The following is a 21433-nucleotide window of genomic DNA, read 5'->3' on the forward strand; positions in this document are numbered from 1 at the left end:
AGAAAGGAGAGGAATATGAATAAAGATGTCGCTTTGAAATGATTATTATCATTTCATTAGGAGTTGATGTAAAAAGATGAAAAGATACGAAGAATTGGACTCTATAAGAGGGATTTCTTCATTAGTAGTAATGATTGGTCATCATTTAATGATTTTTTCAGCATTTCAAAATTACAGTTATGAAGATAATAAACCATTTGTTGTGTATCTATTAAAAGAAACGCCTGCTCGTCTAATTTTTAGTAGTGGTAACGAATCAGTTATTATCTTTTTTGTTTTGAGCGGATTTGTTTTGTATGAATCTATTCAAAAAAACTATAGTAGCTATGGGTCATACCTTTTAAAACGTATATGCAGAATATATATTCCTTATATTGTGGCAATAATTATAGCTATTGTATGCCAGATTACAATTAGTGAATATGGTATTTCTTATTTAAGTGAATGGTTTAATCGCTCATGGACGATTGAAAGTTCTTCAAGCTTAATCGCACAACATATTTTATTGGTTGGGAAATATAATACAGATGCATATAACGGTGTGATTTGGTCACTTGTCCATGAAATGCGAATATCAATAATTTTCCCGTTAATTTTGATGATTTGCTTACGAAAAACGTTAAGGTGTTCATTACTATTATTGTTTAGTTTTAGTATATGTTCTGTCGTAATATTATTTTTGTTTCGCTCGGGCTTAACATTAACAAGCTATGCATTAACATTGCATTACACAGTACTGTTTTTACTAGGAGCACTAGTTGCGAAGTATAAAAATAATTTAATAGTTTTTTATAGTAATTGTACTAAAAACACGAAAATTGCATGGTTTTTATTTGCGATTTTACTTTTTATGTATGAAGGGCTTATAGGAGAAATTAAAGTGCTCAATAATTTTATATTTCGAGACTACGTAGTGGCGATAAGTGCATGTTTATTTGTCATATTAAGTTTGTCAATATCAACTTTGTCGTCCTTGCTACATAATAAATATTTGTTATATTTGGGGAAGATTTCTTACAGTCTTTATTTATACCATATTATATCGTTGTTTTCCCTTATATACATGCTCCATGAAATATTACCGTTGCCTATTATTTTAATTTTTTCACTTGTTTTTTCGTTTATACTTGCAATGCTTTCGTATGTATATGTAGAAAAATTTGCATTCGGAGTCGGAAAGTATGTAACAAAACAAGTGGATAGAAGAGAGAAAGGGTTATCTGTAAAGAGTGAATTGCAGGATGTTATTCAGAAAAGGGCGGTGAAATAATTGAAGCAAGAAATGAGTATAAAAGATTTTCAACAATTACTGAAAAGAAGATTCGTAACGATTATTTTAACGATGTGTTGTTTAACCGCTTCTTTAGTTCTTATCTCTATGTATGTTTTAAAGCCGTCATATCAATATTCAACGCAAATTCTTGTTGGGAATTTAGATGAGTTTAATAAGGAAAATTCAACAAATAAAACACAAGAAAATAAGCAACTAGTAACATCGTATGTTGATATTTTAAAAAGCCCATTAATTATTTCAACAGTCAAAAAAACTTTGAAATTAGAGCAATCAAGTTATGAATTAGCACAAAAAATCTCGGTTGTGAATACGGACAACTCACAAATTGTAACTGTTACAGTAAAAGATTCCAATCCGAAAATCGTGAAAGACATTGTAAAGACATTGGCAGAGCAATCACAAAAAAGCTTTCAACAGTACACAAATGTACAAGGGGTGAAAGTATTAACTGATCCTGAGTTACAGGAACAGGCTGAAAAATTGTTTCCGAAATTTCAACTGATCATTCCTATTTCTTTAATTGTTAGTTTTTTTGTTGGGATAGGTTTAGCTGTATTTCGAGATTATTTTGATGAACGTATATACACGGAACAGGATTTAGAGAAAATAACAACAGTCTCTGTTATTGGTCACATAAATATGGAACCAAATAGAAAAAAGAAACCTACAGAGGTTGATAAAAAATCATCTATATATCGAGGTGAACATGTCGATGTTTAGGACAAAGAAGCAGCTGCCATTCAATTTGCATGATGATCTGATGAAAGAGCAGTTTTATACGGTGTATCACGAGCTGAAAAAATCCGGAAAACAACTGTTCACAGTTAGTTCAACGAAGGACAGAGGTGTTGTTGCCTCGCTTATAGTAAATATGGGTCTAGTGTTTGCGGAAATGAAAAAAAAGGTGTTACTTATTGATGTGAATTTTTCTGACCCTAAACTACATGTATTATTACAAAGTGATCACATGATAACAGTAAACGATATAATAAGCTCTTCCTCCTGCAATTATGAATCTTTTTCTAGTAATTTGTCTAATTACTTATATTGTATTCCTGCAAAAAAAACAGTACATACAGGGACGCCTTTAGTTGCTATGGATGAATTTGATAATGCGATTGCTAAGTGGAAAGAAGATTTTGATTACATTTTCGTTTATTCTTCTGAAGTATTTGAACTTCCTGCTACGCACATTATTGCAGGGAAATGCGATGGAGTGGTTTTAGCAGTTAAAAAGCAAAAAGATTCATTACGTACAGTGCAAAAAGTAATAGCGGATATAAATAGGAAAGAATGTGAATTAATAGGTATAATTTTATATTCTTGAATGTGGGGGTAACGATCCATGATTCGTGAAACAAATCAAGCCAAGTTGTATACGATTCCGGCTCAAGAAAAGCCTAGCATATTGAATCGAAGTGTAAAACGCTTGTTTGATATTATATTTTCAATCATATTGTTACTATTAACAATACCAATTATGTTGTTCTTTTGTATTATGATTACCTTAGAAACATCAGGGGCTCCAATATACTTTCAAGAACGTTTAGGTATAAACGGGAAGAAGTTTAATGTATTTAAATTAAGGTCGATGGTAAAGGATGCTGAAATGAACGGACCACAATGGGCAAAAGAAAATGATCAAAGAATTACAAAAGTTGGATTGTTTATAAGAAAAACGAGAATTGATGAATTACCACAGCTCTTAAACATTTTAAGAGGAGATATGTCTTTTGTAGGCCCTAGACCAGAGAGAGAGTTTTTTTATAATGAGTTTGATGCGTATATTCCAGAATTTAAGGAACGTTTAATAGTAAAACCAGGATTAACAGGATGGGCACAAATAAATGGAGGGTATAATCTTGATCCAAAGGAAAAGTTGAGGCTGGACATGGAGTATATTGAAATGAAAACATTTCGGATGGACATCCGTATTTTATGTAAAACCGTTTTAATTGTATTGAACGGTAATGGTGCAAGATAAATATATATGTAAACAAACAACATATGTAAGTAAGTTACTTGCAAAGGAGAACTTGTATGGGTAGATCTATTCTAAGCAATATTATCCATCTATTTTATAGTACGATTTTAGCTAACCTTCTTCAGGCCGTCAGTTTAATTGTTTTAGCAAACTTTTTTAACGCACAACATTATGGGATGTTTAGTGTTGCCATAGCAGTGACGTTTGTTATGTTATTTTTTACAGACTTAGGACTTAGTAATACGTTTCTTCGAGAAGGGGCAAAGGATGGAGCAGATTTAGAGCAGATTTTATCATCGTATATAAAAATAAGGATGATTCTACTTATTTTTGTTTCTATCATCGGTTATATTGCTATTCATTATATGTATGCGGATAAAACTTTAATTTATATGATGATAAACGTAATGTTTTTCATGTTAATAGGATTAACTTGGCAAAACATAGGGATTGCCTATTTTCAACTGACGGAACGTATGAAGTATATAGCGCTCATAAAAGTTGTATCAGCATCAGTTGTCATTATAATTACATGTTTTTGTATTTTCGGAGAGTTACCGGTGTATGTAACAGCTCGCTTATATGCTTTTGGGTATATGATTGGTGGTTTATTCAGTATATATATCATGAGAAGAAAGACGAAAATGAATATGAAAGTCGTAATTCATAAAGCGTTATTTTGGCAATTAACTCCCTTTATTATTAGCGGTTTTTTAATAATGAGTACGCCACAATTAGCGCCTATCTTGCTTAACTATACATTGCCATTAAGTATGGTAGGTGTTTTTGCAGTGGCGTACCGGATGCCGGCAGCTTTATATCAAGTACCAGGGGTAATTGCAGGTGCATTTTTTCCGGTGCTCTTTAAGCATTATAACCAGAATAATATAGAAGAGCATACGAAATTAAATTTACTTCAAATTAAATCAATGGCGATTGTAGGAATATGTATGACGATCGGTTTATATCATTTAGCACCATACTTTATTTCTATATTTTTTCATGAAGAATGGAGGAATGCAGTAGAACCACTCCAAATATTATCATTTCTTATTGTGCTACAAAGTTTAAATATTGCCATTGCTGACGGTTTAACGACGAGTGGTTGTCAAAATAAGAGGACTGTTGTGCAGTGTGTAGCATTGGTGATAGGTGGGGTTATGCTTTATAGCTTTAGTAGTCTTGGTGGAGTGATAGGAGCGGCATACGCTATGGTTTTATTTGAAATAGTCGCTTTAGTGGGATATATAGCGGTAAGTGTAGTGAAGAAAAAAATTGTATTCCAAATTGTAATACCGTATACAATTTATTTTGGTGTAACCTTTATTGGAGTGCAATATATATTGCATACATATCATTTAATTGCGCTTGTTCTTAATATACTAATTGTAGTAGCTGCCATATTCCTATATGATTATGAGCTAAAAAAACTTCTTCTTTCTTTTATAAGAAAAATACGCAAAAAGGATTATATTACGAAACAGGGGATATAGCCTATGGAAAATAATATGAAAGTATCAATGGGATGGATTATTCTTCTAATATTATTTGTCATGTTAAGTAAATACAATTTATATATTGGATTTTCATTGAAGATATATATGATTTTTTTAGTCATATATTTTTGTTTAACAATTAAAGACTTTCATATTCAAAAGTTATATTTTCATGAAGTTATATTTTTACTGTTTTATTTCATTTATTGTTTAAGCGGAATTCTTTCTATGTATTTAAATGCTAGTATTCGTATGATTTTTGGCGTGCTACTCGTTTTAGGATGCTATTTTATAATGAGAAATTTATTGGGGAATACTGAAATAGTGGTACTTGAATCATCTATTGCTTATGTAGGAATAGTATTTAATGTTGTAAGTCTACTACTCTATATAATCGGTTTACAATACTTTAGTTTATACGGTGGAGAAGAGAGAGAAATTTTTGCTGGATTATTAGTTGATAGAGGATATCCACGGTTAATTGGATTGCTAGATGATCCTAACATTTTTATTTTCTATAATACAATATTTTTTATGTACTATATGACGAATTTGCAAAATATCACTAACATCTTAGGGTTAATTTTATGTGTTACGACGAGTCTATTAACCTTTTCAAGAGGGGGAATAATAGCGCTTGTGCTTGTCATTTTTGTATATATATGTATGTCTAGTTTCGCTAAAAAAATAAAAATAATTATGAGTTTAGTATTGTTTAGTGTAGTTATTTTTAGTTTATCGAATAGTGTAATGGGGGGCCAATTAGATGACATATTAAATAAACGAATTTCTGATTTTTCCCATGATAATGGAAGTGGTAGATTTACATTATGGGAAGCTGCTTTTAAATATTATTTATCCAATCCATATATCGGAATTGGTGCGTTTAACTTCTCGAATTATTATGAGTATCAATTTAATGAAAAATTATATGTACACAATACATTTTTAGAAATTTTGTCTGAGTCGGGTACAATTGGTTTTCTTCTATATAGTGCGTTTTTATTCATATTAATGTTTAAGTTAGCGCAGCATACTTTGTTTCGTGAAAAACCATACCTTCTATTGACTATGATTGCATTTTTATTTCAGATGATGTCATTGTCACTCATTATTAACGAAGCGTTCTTTTTATTTTTAGCAGTTGTTGTGAAGTATATTTCAATATATGAAGGAAGGGGAAAGATAGATGGTAAAATGTCTATCAGCACATAATAAGGCGCCTCATGTTTCTGTAATAACACCTTCTTATAATAGTAGACGATTTATAGGTGAGACAATTTTATCTGTACAGAATCAATCGTATGAAAACTGGGAAATGATTATCGTTGATGACTGTTCAACCGACCAATCTGCCGCAAAAATTAAAGAGATAATAGAAGGAGACTCACGTATTAGGTTATTATCATTAAAAGAAAATGTTGGTGCTGCTAAAGCTCGGAATTTAGCGATTCGAGAGGCGAGAGGAAGGTACATTGCCTTTTTAGATAGTGATGATATATGGTTGCCACATAAATTGAAGACACAATTGTTATTTATGGAAGAAATGAATATTGCTTTTTCATATGCGTCGTATAGTTTAATTGATGAAAATGGTAATGAATTAAATCGCGAAGTGAGTGTACCAAAATCTGTTGACTATCATTATTTAGTAGGAAATACAATTATCGGGTGTTTAACGGTGATGATTGATCGTGAAAAAATTCCGTATGTCGAAATGCCTAGTGTACAGCCGGAAGATACAGCGTTATGGCTGAACTTATTACATGAAGGGCATGAAGCAAAAGGGATACAGCAAGTATTAGCGAAGTATCGAATTGTAGCAAATTCTGTTTCGAGAAATAAAGTTAGAGCAGCTTTTCGGTATTGGAAATTATTAAGGGACCAAAAAAGTCTTAATGCAGTGCAAAGCTTTTACTATTTTAGTAAGTATGCTTATCATGCTTATAAAAAAAATAAAATCAATGTAGTTGGGAAGACGCAATTATGAATATACTGTTGATGACTGATAAATTGATAACTGGCGGAGCCGAAAATTATTTCTGTAAATTAGAAAATAATTTGCATTATGAGGATTTTAAGATTTATACAGCTGCAGGTGATGGAGAACTATATGAATCCCTTACTAGAAAAGAAAATTTTATCTTACTTAGTCGATGGAATCATTTGAGAAATATTTATTATTTACGAAACGAAATTTGTAAACGAAAGATAGAACTTATTCATGCAAATAGTTTGCGAATGGTATTATATGCTTTTCTACTTCAAAAGTTTATTAAAAAAAAGATGAAAATTGTTTATACGAAACACAATGTAACGATATTAGAAAAGAAAATGCCAACGCTTTTTCGGTATTTCATGAATAAATATGTGAACAATATTATTACAGTAAGTGAGTTTGAAAAGAACAATTTAATTTCAATTCATGTAGCAGAAGAAAAAATAAATACAATTTATAACGGTGTTGATATTGAAAAGTTTTTATTCCAGCAGAAAAAGAAAGAATCTACATATAAAATAGGGATATTAGCTAGATTATCCAAAGAGAAAAACCATCAACTATTTGTCAAAATTGCAAATGTATTGAAAAAGAGAAATGATTTTATGTTTTATATTGCTGGTGATGGACCAGAGAAAGAATCGATTATGAAAGAAATAGAAAAATATGGATTGAAGCAAAGGGTGAAGATGCTAGGGAATATTTCAGAGCCGCATGAGTTTATAGGGAATATGGACGCCTTACTTTTATTATCTTTTCGTGAAGTGTTTCCAATGGTAGTAATTGAAGCGATGGCTACAGGGACACCAATTGTTTCAATAGATGTTGGTGGAATACATGAAGCGGTAATAGATGGAGAGTCAGGTGTTTTGATATCTGAATATTGCGAATCAGAATTCGCAAGTGCGCTTGAGGAACTACAAGGGAATGAAGAAAAGGTAACTGCTATTAGATTGAAAGCACGAGAGAAAGCAATGAGATATTTCTCGTTAACTAAAATGATAGAGGAAACGAAAAATATATATGAATTAAACAAATGACCGAGTAGGTCGTTTGTTTTTTTTATTATAGAAACTTTTAAGAGACAACTCACATATTATATGAAAAAGGTAATATGAGGAGTGAATTTATTTTGTCAGAATATATTTCATCCCAAGAAGATTGTGCGCCAGAAAGTAGCGTTCATATTGATTGTTTTGGCGCAGTTCCAAACTCGGGAAATGATAGCTCATTAGCAATTCAGCAAGCTATTGATTATTGTGTAGCGAATCGAATTTCGACGGTTAGAATTACAGGGATAAATACGTACAAAATTGTAAAGCCGATTGTTATTAAATCAAACGTAAGATTAGAGTTGGATCCTACCGTAACACTGCAAATTGATGGGGATTTTAATGCATTTGAGCTACAAAGTAACGCTTCGATAGTTGGTGGTACTCTTCAAGTTATAAATCCATTGTTTCAATCTGCTGTTATTTATGTTTCTGGTTCACAACAAATCGAAGTACCTAATCAATCTGTTATATCAAATATAAATATAATAAATACAACTCCATCGTATAAAGGAAAAGCTATACATTTTTATTGTCAAAAGGCATGGGATTTTATTAGTTTCTTTCAAGTTAAATTTATTCAAATTAAAAACTTTCAAACTGCAATACATTTGAAGACAGAATATATAAATGATATCAATACACCTTGCTGGATTAACGCCAATGTATTTCAATCTATATTTATTGATGGATGTGTGTATGGGATTGAAGTAGATGGAAATAGTGATTTGCCAAATGAAAGTTCAGGGAATACGTTTCATGATATTCAAGTGCAATGTAGACAACAAACGGAAAAAGTAATTCGTTGTTCAGGTGCGTATAATACATTTGATTGTATGATCTGGGATACGTACCGGATGAGTAGTGAACAAATTGTTATTGAATTTTCTTCCAATTCTCATCGTAACTACCTTTTTTCAAATCTGCTTTCGACAACTATTGTAGATAAAGGACAATACAATGTTTGTAAGTCTACTTATGAAGAATCCCTACGAATTCAGTTACCTTTGACGTTAAATAGACCTCATTTAATAGGAAATCAAGATGATATTTTAGTAAATGCTCAGCAGAAATATAACGTTAAGCAAGTAAGTGGAAAAGTGCCGTACGGGGGAAATCTCACAAATTGCTTTAATTTAATAGATGAACAAAGTGTAAACTATATTGACGTTCCAGATAGTGATCCAGTTGTAATTGAAATGGATTTTACGAAAAAACCAATACAAATGTTAAATTGTTTTGGAATGTATTTTGGATGGGGAGAGAGCCCAAAGAAAATTAAAATTGAATATGCATTAAGTGCAACTGGAAGTTGGGTTATCGCGTTGGATGTTCCATTAAATGTTGGCGATACAATTATATCGAATATGAAGGCCAGTCAGTTATATAAAGTTAGAATTACATTAAGTGGTTATTCTCAAGATCATAAACGTTTTCGAATTAATCGTATCTTTGCAAGATCTTCTATGGAAAATGGGAGTGCTTGGTTAGCGACGACTGGCGGAAGAATGTTTGGAGATATTGAAATAGAGGCAAGTAAAGGTATAATCATGAAGACTGCTAGTGGAGTGAAATGGAAAGTTACTATTAATGAAGCTGGCCAACTTATTACGACTAAAATAACTTGAGATGGTGTTTAATCGTATATCCTTGGACGAGTTACAACGTAGTGGGATATAGGTAATGAAAAAGAGATTGTAATTTGGTTTCAACCAAACTACAATCTCTTTTTTGTTTCAATTACTTCCACCAAATCCAAGTCCAAAGGTAATTTCGTACATTTCGAGGAGTAATGCGAATGAAGCGTTCACCGTCAAAGAAGCAATTTAAATTTGGAAGTGCTTCATCTGGATTTTCTGGAACAAAGGTGACGATGTTTTCGTTACTTGTAACGGTTACTGTAATTGGTGGGTCGGTAGCGGATTTGAAGTTGTAATGTTTTAATCGCAAGATAAATACTTTCTACCCTAAAATAGCTTCTACGTAAAGAACATCACTACTAGCAGGGATATTTAAAATAACGATAGAACTATTTTGTATATAGATATGTTGCACCAGCATGGTTTTAATTACTAATTTTACTTAATTTTTAAGTGAATGGTGTCATATCACATACATATAGTTCTGGTCAAAATAGGATATGTATGCGGTAGTTAAAGGGAAAAGTATATAAGCTGATTTAGAAAGAACAATCTAAGAGTCTAGATAAAGAGAGGGAGAATGATTGAATTGGAAATTAGAGTGGAGCGTCTTCGGAAAGAGCAAATAAGCGACATTGTAGCATTATCTTCTTATATTGGTTGGGATTATAACAGAGAAGAAGTTGAAACAATTTTTAACTCAGGTATTGTATACGGCGTATGGAATGAGAGAAAGGAACTTATTGCTAGCGCGGCAATAATATTATATGGGGAGAAATTAGCGTCTATCGGAATGGTGATTGTACATCCAGATTATAAGGGGAGAGGGATTGGAAAGATAATAACGGAAGCGTGCGTTAAAAGCGTATCAGCTCATACTCCAATTATGCTGATTGCTACGGATGAAGGGAAACCTTTATATGAAAAGTTAGGATTTAGGGCAGTAAGTTATGTTTCTAAATACATATGTAACTCATACAATGCGAAAGATTATTGTGTAAGAAATGAAGATTATGTGATGAATTATGAAGAGGGTGATTTAGAAAAAATAATAAAAATAGATGAATATGCGTTTGGAACAAATAGAAAAGAGTTTTTAAAGAAAAGAATTATGCAAAGTAAGCAGTGTGTCGTTGTAAAGAATACGGAAGAAAATATAATAGGATACGGTTTAAGTATACAAACGCCAGAAAATAAAATAATAGGACCAGTCGTTGCTAAAAATAATGCGATGGCAATGAGAATAGTACATGATTTAGCAAGAGAACATCATGGTAAATTAAGAATTGATGTACCAGAGGGGAAAAACGATTTTGTGAATCAATTAGAGGCTGTTGGCTTTCAAAAAGTTAATATACCACCAATTATGATGAGAAATAGTAATCGGTTATTAAAAAGAAATAGTGAACTATATAGTATTGCAGCGCAAATTTTTGGATGAAAAAGAACCCTTTTAAATGAAGGATTCTTTTTTGAGCCAATTTAATCACGATATTGGTCATGAATTGGCTGAAAGAGGTCTTCCTCGATATCTCTCACCATAGAAAAATGGTCAACGTTATAATGACCGTGTAAAGTTTTATTGTGATGACCAATAATTTGTTCTGCAGACAATACGTTAGAATCAGTTGTTGAATGACCATTTTTAATTAATGTAACGTCAAATCCTTGTACAGTTGCTGTCCTAACGGCAGTGTCAATGCAATGTTCTGTTTTACATCCGCCTATAACAATATGATTAATGTTTTCTTCTTTTAAAAGTTCAAGTAAAGAAGTGCCGTAGAATGAATTGGTTGCTGCTTTATTAATAAAGATTGCAGACTGAGGTATTTGAATTTGATTATGTACTTCAAATCCTTCGCCACTACCAGAAGCAACATCGATATCTCTTACGAAAACAATAAGGGCATTTGAATCTATTGCTTTCTGTATGGCTGTATTTAGTATAGATAAAAGCTCAGTTTTACGAAAAACTTCATTTTTTTGCTCGTTTCCATCAATTAATTCTTGCTGAGCGTCGATAATTAATAGTGCTTGTTTCATCGTGTCTCCCCTTTAATATGAAATAAGTTCCACTGTACATATTCCTTCAGATTGTTAGGAAATCCTCCATTGCAAGCGAAGTAGAAGAGTGATTTACAAAGTTGTCAAAGAAATTTCATTCTCATAGCGTGTAAAAACATGTATGATAGGAGATGGAGAATTTTTGAGTAGGTGGGAATAACATGCAAACAGTAGAAGATTATCTTTCATTCTTACATACGAAAGGATTTAAATTATCAGAGGAAGCACAAGGGTTTATTATGTTTGGACAAGGATATACTGGTGCGTCTGATGGGATTGTGAACGCAGCAATAGAAGCGACAATTAAACATCAATTGCAGTTTGATGGTAGTTATTTCGTTGCGTTATTAGAACGATTGAAAGAGGAAGAAATTACAGATAAAAAAAGCGCTAAGGCTTTTATGCGGAAGTTACAAGCGTAACTTCACGCAGCCTGCGCTTCTTTTTTTGTTTTGGAAGGTAATTCAACAAAAATCATGCCTAGAAAAATACATAGACATCCGATAATAGCAGAAATAGAAAGTTGTTCATTTGCAACGAGAACGCCTGTTAATGCAGCAAAAACGGGCTCCATTGCGAAAATAATTGCTACTCTCGTTGGAGAAGTGTGTTTTTGTGCAGATGTTTGAATGAAAAAAGCAATAGATGTTGCAAACAGGGCAGTTAGAAAGAGTGCGAATAAAAAGGATTGATTCGTCCATAGTGATACTGAAAATAACTTTTCCCAGTCTTCAAACAAGAAAGCGCAAATAGAAGAAAATATACCAACAGCTAATACTTGAGATGTGCTTAATAATAAAGGTGATATTTTTTTAGAAAAGAAGCCGTTAATAAGAATATGGGCAGCGAAAGCGACTGCACAACCGAGAACAAGTATATCTCCTATATTTAATTGGAAAGAATCAGCAGCTGTTAATAAGTACAAACCTGTTGTAGCTACAGCAATACCAAGTACGATGAAAATGGTGGCTTTTTGTTTTAAAAAGATAAATGATAAGATTGGGACCATAACAATGCTTAGCCCAGTTAAGAAACCTGCTTTTGAAGAAGTTGTATAAAGTAAGCCAAATGTTTGTAATAAATAGCCGACAAATAAGAAGAACCCAACTATTAATCCAGCTAAACTACTATGTTTTAATTCTTGTTTTGAAGTTTTCTGTGAGAAAATAATTTGAACGAATAATAAAATAATTCCAGCGAATAAAAAACGAATACCATTAAACGTAAATGGACCAACGAAAGACATAGCGTTTTGAACGACAACAAACGTAGCTCCCCAAATAAAAGAGACAAATAATAAAGCAAGAGGAGCAATCCACTCTTTTTTCACACTCATACCCCCGTTAATTTTGTAAGATAGCTTTTCTAGCTAATTCATCAGCTACTTTATTTTGATTACTTGGAATCCACTTAATAAAAAAGAGATTGAAGTTTTTTATGTACTGTAGTGCTTCATCTAAAAGAGGTGCAAATATTTTATTTTTTGCGTATTCTTTTTCAACAGCCCGCTCAACAAGCTGGGAATCTGTACGAAAAGAGACAGTGCTATAATTATGCTCAATGCAATATTTTAATGCTAGAAGTAAAGCGCGGTATTCTGCTTCATGATTGGACATTGTTCCAAGTGGTACTGATAATTGTACAGGCGGCTGAACGCCTTTAATAAACACTCCTGCACCAGAAGGACCAGGATTTCCTTTTGATGCACCATCAATATATACTTCAATCAAAATGAGAAACCTCCAAATTATAAGATTATCCCCTACTTAAATATTTTTTTGAAGTAGGGGATAGGGTAGTTATCCGATTGTGATGCTGTAACGACATGTAAATGTTTCATTCGCTTGTAAAGATTGAATTCCCTTTTTGTCCTTGAAATCTTTTGCTGGATTTACTTCATCAGCGATTCCATACCAAGGTTCAATACATAAGAAAGGTGCGTTATCCCCTGGTGTCCATACGCCGACAAATGGAAATCCATCAAATTCTACTTTTACAAATTTATTATGTTTATGAGAACGAATCGAAATTTCATTCGTATTCATATGTTCAAAAATAAGTGCATCATTTTTGAATAAATCGTATGTAAGTGGCAATTCAGTCGTATTTTCAGCGATTAATTGCTTTTTGTTTGAAAGATAAGGTCCTTCTAATACGCTTGTTTCTAAGCGTTCCGAACCATTAAACGATAAGTGATAATCTGTAAATGATTCACCGTCCAATAAAGGGAAGTTGAATCCAGGATGTGCTCCGATTGAGAAGAACATTTCTTTAGAAGTAGGATTGTTTACTTCATATGTTACATGAACACTTTGTCCATCTAGCTCATAAGAAACGAGTAATTCGAATTCGTATGGGTATTTTTTTAATGTTTCTTCATTACTAGTAACGATATAAGTGATCTTTGTTTCGCTTTGTTCTTTCACAGAGAAAGTAAGATCACGAGCGAAACCGTGTTGTGTTAATGAATATGGTTTACCGTCTACGTAGTATGTATTATCTACTAATCGACCGACAATTGGGAACAAAATTGGTGCACGGCGTCCCCAATAAGTAGAATCACCTTGCCATAAATATTCTATGTTGTCTTCTTTTAAGCGAACGCTCTGTAATTCTGCACCTTTGTCAGAAATGGAAACGATCACTTTTTCATTTTGAATTGTTGCTGTCATGAAGTGAAACCTCCTAAATCTTTCATATGTTTCATTATACGTTGTCTAAAAGGAAAAAGGTAGTTTATGATAGGAAATCTATTGACGAAAGAGGGGCTACCACGTAAAATATAATCTTGTTGCTAAAAAAAAGAATAACGTGGTTCGAAACCATCCCACGTAAAAAAACTAAGGAGATTTTGTCATGAATATTAGAACATTAGTCGGTAATGGTATTTTAGCGGCATTATATATTGCTGTTTCTATGCTTATTCAGCCATTTGGCTTTACAAATGTACAGTTTCGTATTTCAGAGATGTTTAATCATCTCGTTGTATTTAACAAGAAAGCAATTTACGGAATTGTATTAGGGGTATTTTTAACGAATCTCTTTTTCTCACCTATGATCGCTTATGATTTAGTATTTGGAGTAGGCCAATCTATTCTTGCATTAGTTGCAACGATTATTTCTATGCGGTTTATTAAAGGTGTTTGGGCTCGTATGATTTTTAATACAGTTATCTTTACGGTTACAATGTTTATGATTGCAATTGAACTTCATCTTGCATTTGACCTACCATTTATGTGGACTTGGTTAACATGTGCAGCAGGTGAATTCGTAGTAATGGCGATCGGTATGCCTGTAATGTACTGGATTAATAAGCGAGTACAATTTGAAAGATTTATGTAATAGATGAAAGAGCTATTCCTTATATAGGATGGCTCTTTTTGTATGTGATTATATTGAATATAATACTGTGACTCTTGATAAAATATAATAAAATAAAGTGAGGCTTCAATTAGCCGGATAAATAAGAAGTCTTACATAAGGGGAATGTAGTATGAAATATAAAATTCATTGGTTGTATAAAACGAAGCGCGGATTGCAGACGGAATTAACAACAGAGTATATGAACATAGAAGAAGTACTTCAATTTGCAGAGGATTTTGAGAAAACAGGAAGAGTAAAAGAAATTTCATTTTATGATGAAATGGACGCAGAATGGTCATTAAAAGAGATGAAAAAGTTAAGTAAGCAAGTAGAGGAAGATCCCCAAGAAATACTCGTTTATTTTGATGGGGGGTATGATGTGCAAACGAAAGAAGCTGGCGTTGGTATATGTGTGTATTATAAAAAAGGAAATACAAACTACCGGATTCGCCGCAATGCATATATAGAAGGTATATATGATAATAATGAAGCGGAATATGCATCGTTACTATACGGTATGAATATACTCGAGGAATTAGGGATTAAGTATGAAGCAGTCACACTTCGCGGTGATTCTCAAGTTGTACTGCAGCAATTAGCCGGAGAATGGCCTTGTTATGATGAGCATTTAAACCATTATTTAGATCAAATTGAACAAAAGGCGAAGCAAATGAAATTAAAACTTATATGTGAACCAATATCTAGAAAACAAAATAAAGAAGCACATCAATTAGCTACGCAAGCATTGGAAGGAACAGTTATTGATAGTCATAAAGAAATAACTGAATAGAGAGGTGCAAAGGTGGATAAAAAGCAACTCATTACAGAGGTAAATGACTTATTAGAAACGTATTGTGAAGGATGTTTCTTGCGAGAACATAATCGAAAGACAAATAGTAAATATTATGCCCATTCATTTTGTATACGGCAATGTACAGTTGGAGAAACATTGAAAAAGTATGGAGAACAGTTGTCATGAAAAAACATCCAGAGAAAATTCTCTGGATGTTTTTTAGTGTCTTGCTTCGTTTAGTTGATGCTCACATTTATTTAATTTCTTTTCCTCATTCATTAAAAATGGCTCATCTAAATCAGTTGCAACAGATTTCATAATTTCAAGCTGAGAGCGAGCTGCTTCTACAGCAGTAGTAGCATGCTCTAATGTATCTGGATCCATTGAAATTGTTGCTGATCCTACCATTTTTTGTGCTGTTTCTACACGGAATTTCACTTCTTCAAAATCATTTACTTCTGATCCCATTAATAATTCCTCCTTTGTATAGTGCGCATTTCACATAGTTTTTGCTCTGTAAAACGGAAATATACAAAGGAATAACAAAGGAGGTTACCAAGTAAGGCAACCTCCTGTTATATGTTGGATTAAAGTTTTACTACGTTAGCAGCTTGAGGTCCGCGGTTACCTTCAGTAATGTCGAAAGATACTTCTTGACCTTCTTCTAAAGCTTTGTAGCCGTCTCCTTGAATAGCAGAGAAATGTACGAATACATCATCAGCGCCTTCCATTTCGATAAATCCAAAACCTTTTTCGTTGTTAAACCATTTTACTTTTCCTTGCATGTTACAATTCCTCCTAAAAGCGTTTACTATTTTCATTTAGTGAAATTCATTAAAAAAATAATATAAACTAAAAATGCTATATTCTTGAATATTCTGCTAAATGATTAATTTAAATATACACGAATTGGGAGAATTTAGTCAAGTAAGCGATTTTATTTTTTTGTATTTTTAAATAATTTTCCAGTCAAATTTTTAAATAGGTATAGGACAGGCCGAGTATGTAATATTCTTAATTGAATGCTATACATAATGAGGTGAAAGAATGAATAAGTCTTACTTATTAGATAATGAAGGAATGAGAACGAGAACCGACATACCGGATTGGGTTGCAAAAGAATTTGAGATTTTTTCAAATGTTGTGTTAGAACCAACTTTTCCATGTTATTTCGGTTTAACAGCTTTGAAAAAGAATGAACTTCGTTATTCATTTCTTTCTCATAATGATTGGAGTCATTTGCCGCATACAATGTTATCTTTTTTAGAGTTAATGAAAGAGAGACCGATTGTAAGAAGGGGCTTTTTCCTTTTTGTAGAACCGGAATGTGAAGAACAATCACTCGAATATTACCGTGATTCTTTTTGGAAAGTGTTACAGTATTTACATGAAAACGATAATCAAGCATGGCCAAAGCAAATTCCTGAAGACCCAGACCATTATTTATGGGAATTTTCATTTGGTGGTGAGCCAATATTCGCATTTGGAAATGCGCCAGCTTATAAACAACGAAAAACTAGACATTTAGGGAATTCTCTCGTTATTGGGTTTCAGCCACGCATTATTTTTGATGGATTAGAGGGAGATCGTCCTAAAGGAGCATATTCAAGACAAATGGTCCGTGAGCGAGTTGAAAAGTGGGATCAATTGCCGAAACATCCTAACATTAGTCATTATGGTGACCCAGAGCATCGTGAATGGAAACAATATTTCATAGGAGACGATGTAGAGCCAATAAAAGGGAAATGTCCTTTTCTTCATAGGATAGAAAAGTAAGAGCCATCATCTAGATGGCTCTTTTGTATATTTTGGATAAAAAAGGGTATTTTATTATGAAAGCTAGTCTATTTTTTAAAATTACATCATTAACTAGTAGTAAAGAGAGTAGAAAGGATAGAGCGATGATTGGAGCAATTATACAGCAAATCGTATTAGGTATATCATTAGCTGCGCCAGTAGGGCCGATTAATATTGAAATGTTAAAACGAGGAATTGAACGTGGTTTTTGGCACGCTTGGGTTGTTGGAATTGGTGGAATGACTGCAGATGTTTTATTTATGCTTCTCATTTATTTCGGTTTATCTTCTGTGTTTATGTATACATATGTACAAGCCTTCATGTATTGCACGGGTTTTTTCTTGTTATTTTATTTAGGATTTCAAAGTGTAAAACAAGGAATTTTCGAATCGAATATGGAATATAAAAAAGAAGAGGTAGGTGGCCTTAAGCAATCGTTTATGGCAGGATTTTTAATTGCGATATCCAATCCATTAAATCTTGTTTTTTGGTTTGGTATATACGGAAGTACACTTAGCTCATTACTTACGAAGGTAACGAAACAAGAAGCTTTTTTGTACAGTCTTTGCATTATTGTTGGTATTATTTTATGGAATTTAAATATTGCTTTTTCTGTACATTTTGGAAGAACTTTATTAAAACCAAAAGCGCTTGGCTACATAACAGCCGGAGCAGGTATTATTTTAGTAGGTTACTCTATACATTTTGCATACAAAGCTTTACAGTTGTTCACATAAGATTGAAGGGGAGATTTTTATGTATCGAACCACTATTGACGGAAAAGAAATTATAATTACGTTAGCGCCAAAAATCCGAAAAGAAATTACTGATAGAAATCCACTATATGAAGCGGTATTTCATAATGCTGCAAGATTGTTACAAACAAAGCAACCGACGTTTGCAGTAAATCATGAAATATTTGGGCTCATTATTGGAGAAGTGCAAAGAGGAGAAGTAACAGTGTTTGCAGTGGAACATATTATTCCGAAGCAAAATATATTTGGATCAAACAATTTTTTCTCGGCAATAGAACAACAGGCAAATTTGTAAAGTGAATAGAATAAGAATAGAAAAGAAATAGTCGTAACGATATGTTGCGGCTGTTTTTTTGGAAAAGGGGGAAATAAGATGAAGAAAGTGGGGAAAGAGTTCTTTTTACAACATGATATTGTTATTATGTATAGCATTCTATTTATTTTCATTATTATTTTAAAAATGCAATTTTTTACGTGGTTTGGCATGTTAGCATGTGTGTTTGGGATTGTTTTCTATACACTTAATGAATATATGACACATCGTTTTTTATTCCATATAAAGCCACCTAAAAACACATTTCTATTAAAAATGTTAAGAAGATTGCATTATGATCACCACGTATATCCAGATGATTTAAAACTTTTGTTTTTACCTGTATGGTTTAGTATACCTAGTTTTACTATATATTTACTTATAGCATATGGTATTACAAAAAGTGTTACTATTGCACTTTCATTTGGAATCGGAATGATTATTATGCTGCTCGTTTACGAATGGAAACATTATATTGCTCATAGACCGATTCGTCCCGTCACTAAGTTTGGAAGATGGCTAAAAAAACAACATATATTACACCATTATAAAAACGAAAAGTTTTGGTTTGGTGTTTCAAATCCAGTATTCGATTTTATATTTGGAACACTTAAAGACGGAAAAGATGTTGAGTTAAGCGAAACGGCTCGTAATTTAGAAAAGGAAAAAAAGACAAAAGTAGTGCGTTAAGCACTGCTTTTGTCTTAATGAGGATAAATAAGTAAGGTGTCACTTTATTTTGAAAAAGTATATTAAAAATTTAGGGGAAATTGCCGAAAAATGTCTATCAAAAAATCTTTGCATGAATGCATGGATTGTCTAAAATGAATATAAGTTTCTGAATATTTATAAAATTTAGTCTTTAGGTATGCAAGGGGTAAGTGTATTTTAAGTAAGAGAGGGGATCGGTTAATGAAACGAGACGATACGTCAGCACGTAAGTTGCAAAATGAGGTGAATTATACAGAGGTCGTTCAGTCGGAAGAATTTCAATTGTTATTAAATACGAAAAAGAAGTTTATCATTCCAATGAGTATTTTCTTTTTTAGTTTTTTTATCGCATTACCTATTCTAACATCGTATTCAAAGGTGCTTAATACACCTGCATTTGGAGACGTTACATGGGCGTGGGTATTTGCTTTTTCCCAATTTATTATGACATGGGCACTATGTATGATTTATAGCAAAAAAGCAGAATCATTTGATGAAATCTCCCGAAAAATTTTGCAAGATATGCAAAAAGGGAGGGGCTGAACTTGAATACTACTGCATTTGCACTATTTTTAATTATTGTTCTTGGTACGCTCGTCATAACCTATTTTGCATCGAAAAAAACGAAAAATGCGAGTGAATTTTATACGGCTGGAGGGGGATTAACTGGTTGGCAAAATGGTCTGGCCATTGCTGGAGATTACATGTCTGCTGCTTCATTTCTCGGTATAGCTGGAGCAATCGCATTAACTGGGTTTGATGGATTCTTTTATAGTATCGGTTTTTTAGTTGCTTATTTAGTTGTACTATATCTTGTTGCAGAACCGCTTAGAAATTTAGGAAAGTACACTTTGGCGGATATGATTGCAGCACGCTTTGACGCGAAAAAAGTTCGCGGAGTTGCAGCTCTTAATACGATGACGATTTCTATCTTTTATATGATTGCACAATTAGTTGGCGCGGGTGCACTTATTAAATTATTATTAGGGATTGAATATACGACATCTGTATTAATCGTTGGAACACTTATGACGGTGTATGTTATTTTTGGTGGTATGACAGCAACGAGCTGGGTACAAATTGTAAAGGCTGTATTACTTATGGCCGGTACGTTTATTATTTCTGTTATCGTTTTCGCAAAATTCAACTTCAGCGTGACTGAAATGTTTGCCCAAATGAAAACAGCTACACCATTAAAAGATTCATTTTTAAATCCAGGTGTAAAGTATAAGGATGGCCTTGATACACTTTCTTTAAATTTAGGACTAGTACTTGGTACAGCTGGATTACCACATATACTTGTCCGCTTTTTTACAGTACGTGATGCAAAAACTGCACGTCAATCTGTCGTATATGCGACATGGTTAATTGGTGCATTTTATATTATGACGATTTTCTTAGGATTTGGTGCGGCAGCGTTTGTAGGAAATGAAGAGATTATTAAAGCGAACCCAGCGGGTAATATGGCAGCACCTTTATTAGCCAAAGCGTTAGGTGGAGACTTCTTATTTGCTTTCGTATCAGCAATTGCTTTTGCAACAATTTTGGCTGTAGTGGCAGGTCTCGTATTAACGGCAGCATCAGCATTCGCTCATGATTTTTATAATGAGATCATTCGCAAAGGGAAATCATCGGAAAAAGAGCAAGTATCTATGGCTCGGTATGCATCTATTGGAGTAGCGATATTATCTATCATACTTGCATTATTTGCCCAAACATTAAACGTAGCATTTTTAGTATCATTAGCATTTGCAGTTGCAGCGAGTGCAAATCTACCAGTGATTTTATTTACAATATATTGGAAGCGTTTTAATACAACGGGTGCTATTTCCGGTATGATTGTAGGGCTCGTATCAGCAATTGTTCTCGTAGCGTTGAGTCCGAATGTTTGGAACCCTGTAGCTGGAAAAGCTATTTTTGTTGGGGAAGCGATATTCCCATATACGACACCAGGAATTATTTCAATTCCGCTCGGATTTCTTGCAGCATATTTAGGAACTGTTTTATCTAGTAAGAAAGAAGATGCAGCGAAATTTGATGAAATTCTTGTGAAATCTAATACTGGTCACGGTATTAGTGATGCGTCTTCACATTAAATAAAAGAGGAGCTTTTCGATAGATAAGAAAAGCTCTTTTTTCTTTTGTCATTTTCTTGTAAATATTACTGATTTG

Annotated in this window: 26 protein-coding genes, 1 pseudogene and 1 riboswitch; of the genes and pseudogenes, 20 read left to right on the plus strand and 7 right to left on the minus strand. The window is 33.0% G+C overall.

All coding sequences use genetic code 11. From position 1 onward, the window contains the following. The first annotated feature begins 76 nt into the window (after window positions 1–76). The 9 genes from DN407_RS07835 to DN407_RS07875 all read left to right on the plus strand — a co-directional run bounded on the left by DN407_RS07835 (window position 77) and on the right by DN407_RS07875 (window position 9453). Window positions 77–1270, plus strand: coding sequence for an acyltransferase family protein (locus DN407_RS07835; RefSeq protein WP_000833054.1), 1194 nt, complete (start codon window positions 77–79; stop codon window positions 1268–1270). Then, window positions 1271–2014: a YveK family protein gene (locus DN407_RS07840; protein WP_000807055.1), complete on the plus strand. Its 744-nt coding sequence runs from the start codon at window positions 1271–1273 to the stop codon at window positions 2012–2014. Next, window positions 2001–2621, plus strand: coding sequence for a CpsD/CapB family tyrosine-protein kinase (locus DN407_RS07845; RefSeq protein ID WP_002100874.1), 621 nt, complete (start codon window positions 2001–2003; stop codon window positions 2619–2621). The genes DN407_RS07840 and DN407_RS07845 overlap by 14 nt, the downstream gene beginning before the upstream one ends. A gap of 18 nt (window positions 2622–2639) precedes the next feature. Continuing rightward, on the plus strand, window positions 2640–3278 hold the full coding sequence (locus DN407_RS07850; protein WP_000617650.1) for a sugar transferase: 639 nt from the start codon (window positions 2640–2642) through the stop codon (window positions 3276–3278). Window positions 3279–3334: 56 nt separating this feature from the next. Continuing rightward, a complete protein-coding gene (locus DN407_RS07855) occupies window positions 3335–4771 on the plus strand; it encodes an oligosaccharide flippase family protein (RefSeq protein ID WP_149216151.1) in 1437 nt (478 codons plus the stop codon). 3 nt (window positions 4772–4774) lie between these two features. Then, complete coding sequence (locus DN407_RS07860) at window positions 4775–5989, plus strand: O-antigen ligase family protein (RefSeq protein ID WP_149216152.1); 1215 nt, start codon at window positions 4775–4777, stop codon at window positions 5987–5989. After that, window positions 5964–6764 carry a glycosyltransferase family 2 protein gene (locus DN407_RS07865; RefSeq protein WP_000237694.1) on the plus strand — a complete coding sequence of 267 codons (801 nt, stop codon included), beginning with the start codon at window positions 5964–5966 and terminating at the stop codon, window positions 6762–6764. Before DN407_RS07860 ends, DN407_RS07865 begins: the two co-directional genes overlap by 26 nt. After that, a complete protein-coding gene (locus tag DN407_RS07870; RefSeq protein ID WP_001023683.1) occupies window positions 6761–7813 on the plus strand; it encodes a glycosyltransferase family 4 protein in 1053 nt (350 codons plus the stop codon). The genes DN407_RS07865 and DN407_RS07870 overlap by 4 nt, the downstream gene beginning before the upstream one ends. A gap of 92 nt (window positions 7814–7905) precedes the next feature. Further along, window positions 7906–9453: a glycoside hydrolase family protein gene (locus DN407_RS07875; protein WP_139894384.1), complete on the plus strand. Its 1548-nt coding sequence runs from the start codon at window positions 7906–7908 to the stop codon at window positions 9451–9453. 112 nt (window positions 9454–9565) lie between these two features. Here DN407_RS07875 and DN407_RS32910 read toward each other — a convergent pair. Next, a pseudogene (locus tag DN407_RS32910) lies at window positions 9566–9748 on the minus strand (hypothetical protein); the annotation flags it as partial. Window positions 9749–10045: 297 nt separating this feature from the next. Here DN407_RS32910 and DN407_RS07885 point away from each other — a divergent pair. Continuing rightward, window positions 10046–10906 (plus strand): GNAT family N-acetyltransferase, encoded by an 861-nt coding sequence (locus DN407_RS07885; RefSeq protein ID WP_118414290.1) that lies wholly within the window; start codon window positions 10046–10048, stop codon window positions 10904–10906. Window positions 10907–10947: 41 nt separating this feature from the next. Here the strand turns inward: DN407_RS07885 and DN407_RS07890 are convergent, their stop codons facing one another. After that, window positions 10948–11508: a cysteine hydrolase family protein gene (locus tag DN407_RS07890; protein ID WP_149216153.1), complete on the minus strand. Its 561-nt coding sequence runs from the start codon at window positions 11506–11508 to the stop codon at window positions 10948–10950. A 182-nt stretch (window positions 11509–11690) separates the two neighbouring features. Here DN407_RS07890 and DN407_RS07895 point away from each other — a divergent pair, with 182 nt between their 5' ends. Beyond that, window positions 11691–11951 carry a DUF6123 family protein gene (locus DN407_RS07895; protein ID WP_001195212.1) on the plus strand — a complete coding sequence of 87 codons (261 nt, stop codon included), beginning with the start codon at window positions 11691–11693 and terminating at the stop codon, window positions 11949–11951. 2 nt (window positions 11952–11953) lie between these two features. Here the strand turns inward: DN407_RS07895 and DN407_RS07900 are convergent, their stop codons facing one another. From DN407_RS07900 to DN407_RS07910, 3 genes are all read right to left on the minus strand, one after another. After that, complete coding sequence (locus DN407_RS07900) at window positions 11954–12859, minus strand: DMT family transporter (protein ID WP_000712602.1); 906 nt, start codon at window positions 12857–12859, stop codon at window positions 11954–11956. A gap of 13 nt (window positions 12860–12872) precedes the next feature. After that, on the minus strand, window positions 12873–13259 hold the full coding sequence (locus tag DN407_RS07905; protein ID WP_149216154.1) for a reverse transcriptase-like protein: 387 nt from the start codon (window positions 13257–13259) through the stop codon (window positions 12873–12875). A 69-nt stretch (window positions 13260–13328) separates the two neighbouring features. Beyond that, the gene (locus DN407_RS07910; RefSeq protein ID WP_000127397.1) at window positions 13329–14201 is read right to left on the minus strand and encodes an aldose 1-epimerase family protein; all 873 of its coding nucleotides are present in this window, start codon (window positions 14199–14201) and stop codon (window positions 13329–13331) included. Window positions 14202–14334: 133 nt separating this feature from the next. Continuing rightward, a riboswitch (PreQ1 riboswitch) is annotated at window positions 14335–14379 on the plus strand. A gap of 6 nt (window positions 14380–14385) precedes the next feature. On the opposite strand from DN407_RS07910, the gene DN407_RS07915 reads away from it, so the two are divergent. The 3 genes from DN407_RS07915 to DN407_RS07925 all read left to right on the plus strand — a co-directional run bounded on the left by DN407_RS07915 (window position 14386) and on the right by DN407_RS07925 (window position 15871). Then, on the plus strand, window positions 14386–14871 hold the full coding sequence (locus DN407_RS07915) for a QueT transporter family protein (protein WP_001026477.1): 486 nt from the start codon (window positions 14386–14388) through the stop codon (window positions 14869–14871). Window positions 14872–15022: 151 nt separating this feature from the next. Beyond that, window positions 15023–15682 carry a ribonuclease H family protein gene (locus tag DN407_RS07920; protein WP_000875554.1) on the plus strand — a complete coding sequence of 220 codons (660 nt, stop codon included), beginning with the start codon at window positions 15023–15025 and terminating at the stop codon, window positions 15680–15682. 12 nt (window positions 15683–15694) lie between these two features. Next, window positions 15695–15871: a zinc-finger domain-containing protein gene (locus DN407_RS07925; RefSeq protein WP_000358801.1), complete on the plus strand. Its 177-nt coding sequence runs from the start codon at window positions 15695–15697 to the stop codon at window positions 15869–15871. A gap of 33 nt (window positions 15872–15904) precedes the next feature. On the opposite strand, the gene DN407_RS07930 is transcribed toward DN407_RS07925, so the two are convergent. Both DN407_RS07930 and cspB read right to left on the minus strand, forming a co-directional pair. Then, entirely contained in the window at window positions 15905–16153 is a 249-nt protein-coding gene (locus DN407_RS07930; protein WP_000534392.1) for a DUF2564 family protein, read from the minus strand. A 119-nt stretch (window positions 16154–16272) separates the two neighbouring features. Then, complete coding sequence (gene cspB / locus DN407_RS07935) at window positions 16273–16470, minus strand: cold shock-like protein CspB (RefSeq protein WP_001161731.1); 198 nt, start codon at window positions 16468–16470, stop codon at window positions 16273–16275. 262 nt (window positions 16471–16732) lie between these two features. Here cspB and DN407_RS07940 point away from each other — a divergent pair, with 262 nt between their 5' ends. From DN407_RS07940 to DN407_RS07965, 6 genes are all read left to right on the plus strand, one after another. Next, window positions 16733–17461: a YqcI/YcgG family protein gene (locus DN407_RS07940; RefSeq protein WP_001043768.1), complete on the plus strand. Its 729-nt coding sequence runs from the start codon at window positions 16733–16735 to the stop codon at window positions 17459–17461. A gap of 14 nt (window positions 17462–17475) precedes the next feature. Continuing rightward, window positions 17476–18219 (plus strand): LysE family transporter, encoded by a 744-nt coding sequence (locus DN407_RS07945; protein ID WP_001196839.1) that lies wholly within the window; start codon window positions 17476–17478, stop codon window positions 18217–18219. A 19-nt stretch (window positions 18220–18238) separates the two neighbouring features. Beyond that, the gene (locus DN407_RS07950) at window positions 18239–18532 is read left to right on the plus strand and encodes a hypothetical protein (protein WP_000286362.1); all 294 of its coding nucleotides are present in this window, start codon (window positions 18239–18241) and stop codon (window positions 18530–18532) included. Between the two features lie 78 nt (window positions 18533–18610). After that, window positions 18611–19240: a sterol desaturase family protein gene (locus tag DN407_RS07955; protein WP_000755400.1), complete on the plus strand. Its 630-nt coding sequence runs from the start codon at window positions 18611–18613 to the stop codon at window positions 19238–19240. Between the two features lie 222 nt (window positions 19241–19462). Continuing rightward, window positions 19463–19804, plus strand: coding sequence for a DUF485 domain-containing protein (locus DN407_RS07960; RefSeq protein ID WP_000817366.1), 342 nt, complete (start codon window positions 19463–19465; stop codon window positions 19802–19804). 2 nt (window positions 19805–19806) lie between these two features. Then, the gene (locus DN407_RS07965; RefSeq protein ID WP_149216155.1) at window positions 19807–21357 is read left to right on the plus strand and encodes a solute symporter family protein; all 1551 of its coding nucleotides are present in this window, start codon (window positions 19807–19809) and stop codon (window positions 21355–21357) included. Window positions 21358–21433: the final 76 nt, after the last annotated feature.

Origin of the sequence: Bacillus sp. JAS24-2 (assembly GCF_008274905.1) — a bacterium.
Taxonomy (GTDB): domain Bacteria; phylum Bacillota; class Bacilli; order Bacillales; family Bacillaceae_G; genus Bacillus_A; species Bacillus_A cereus.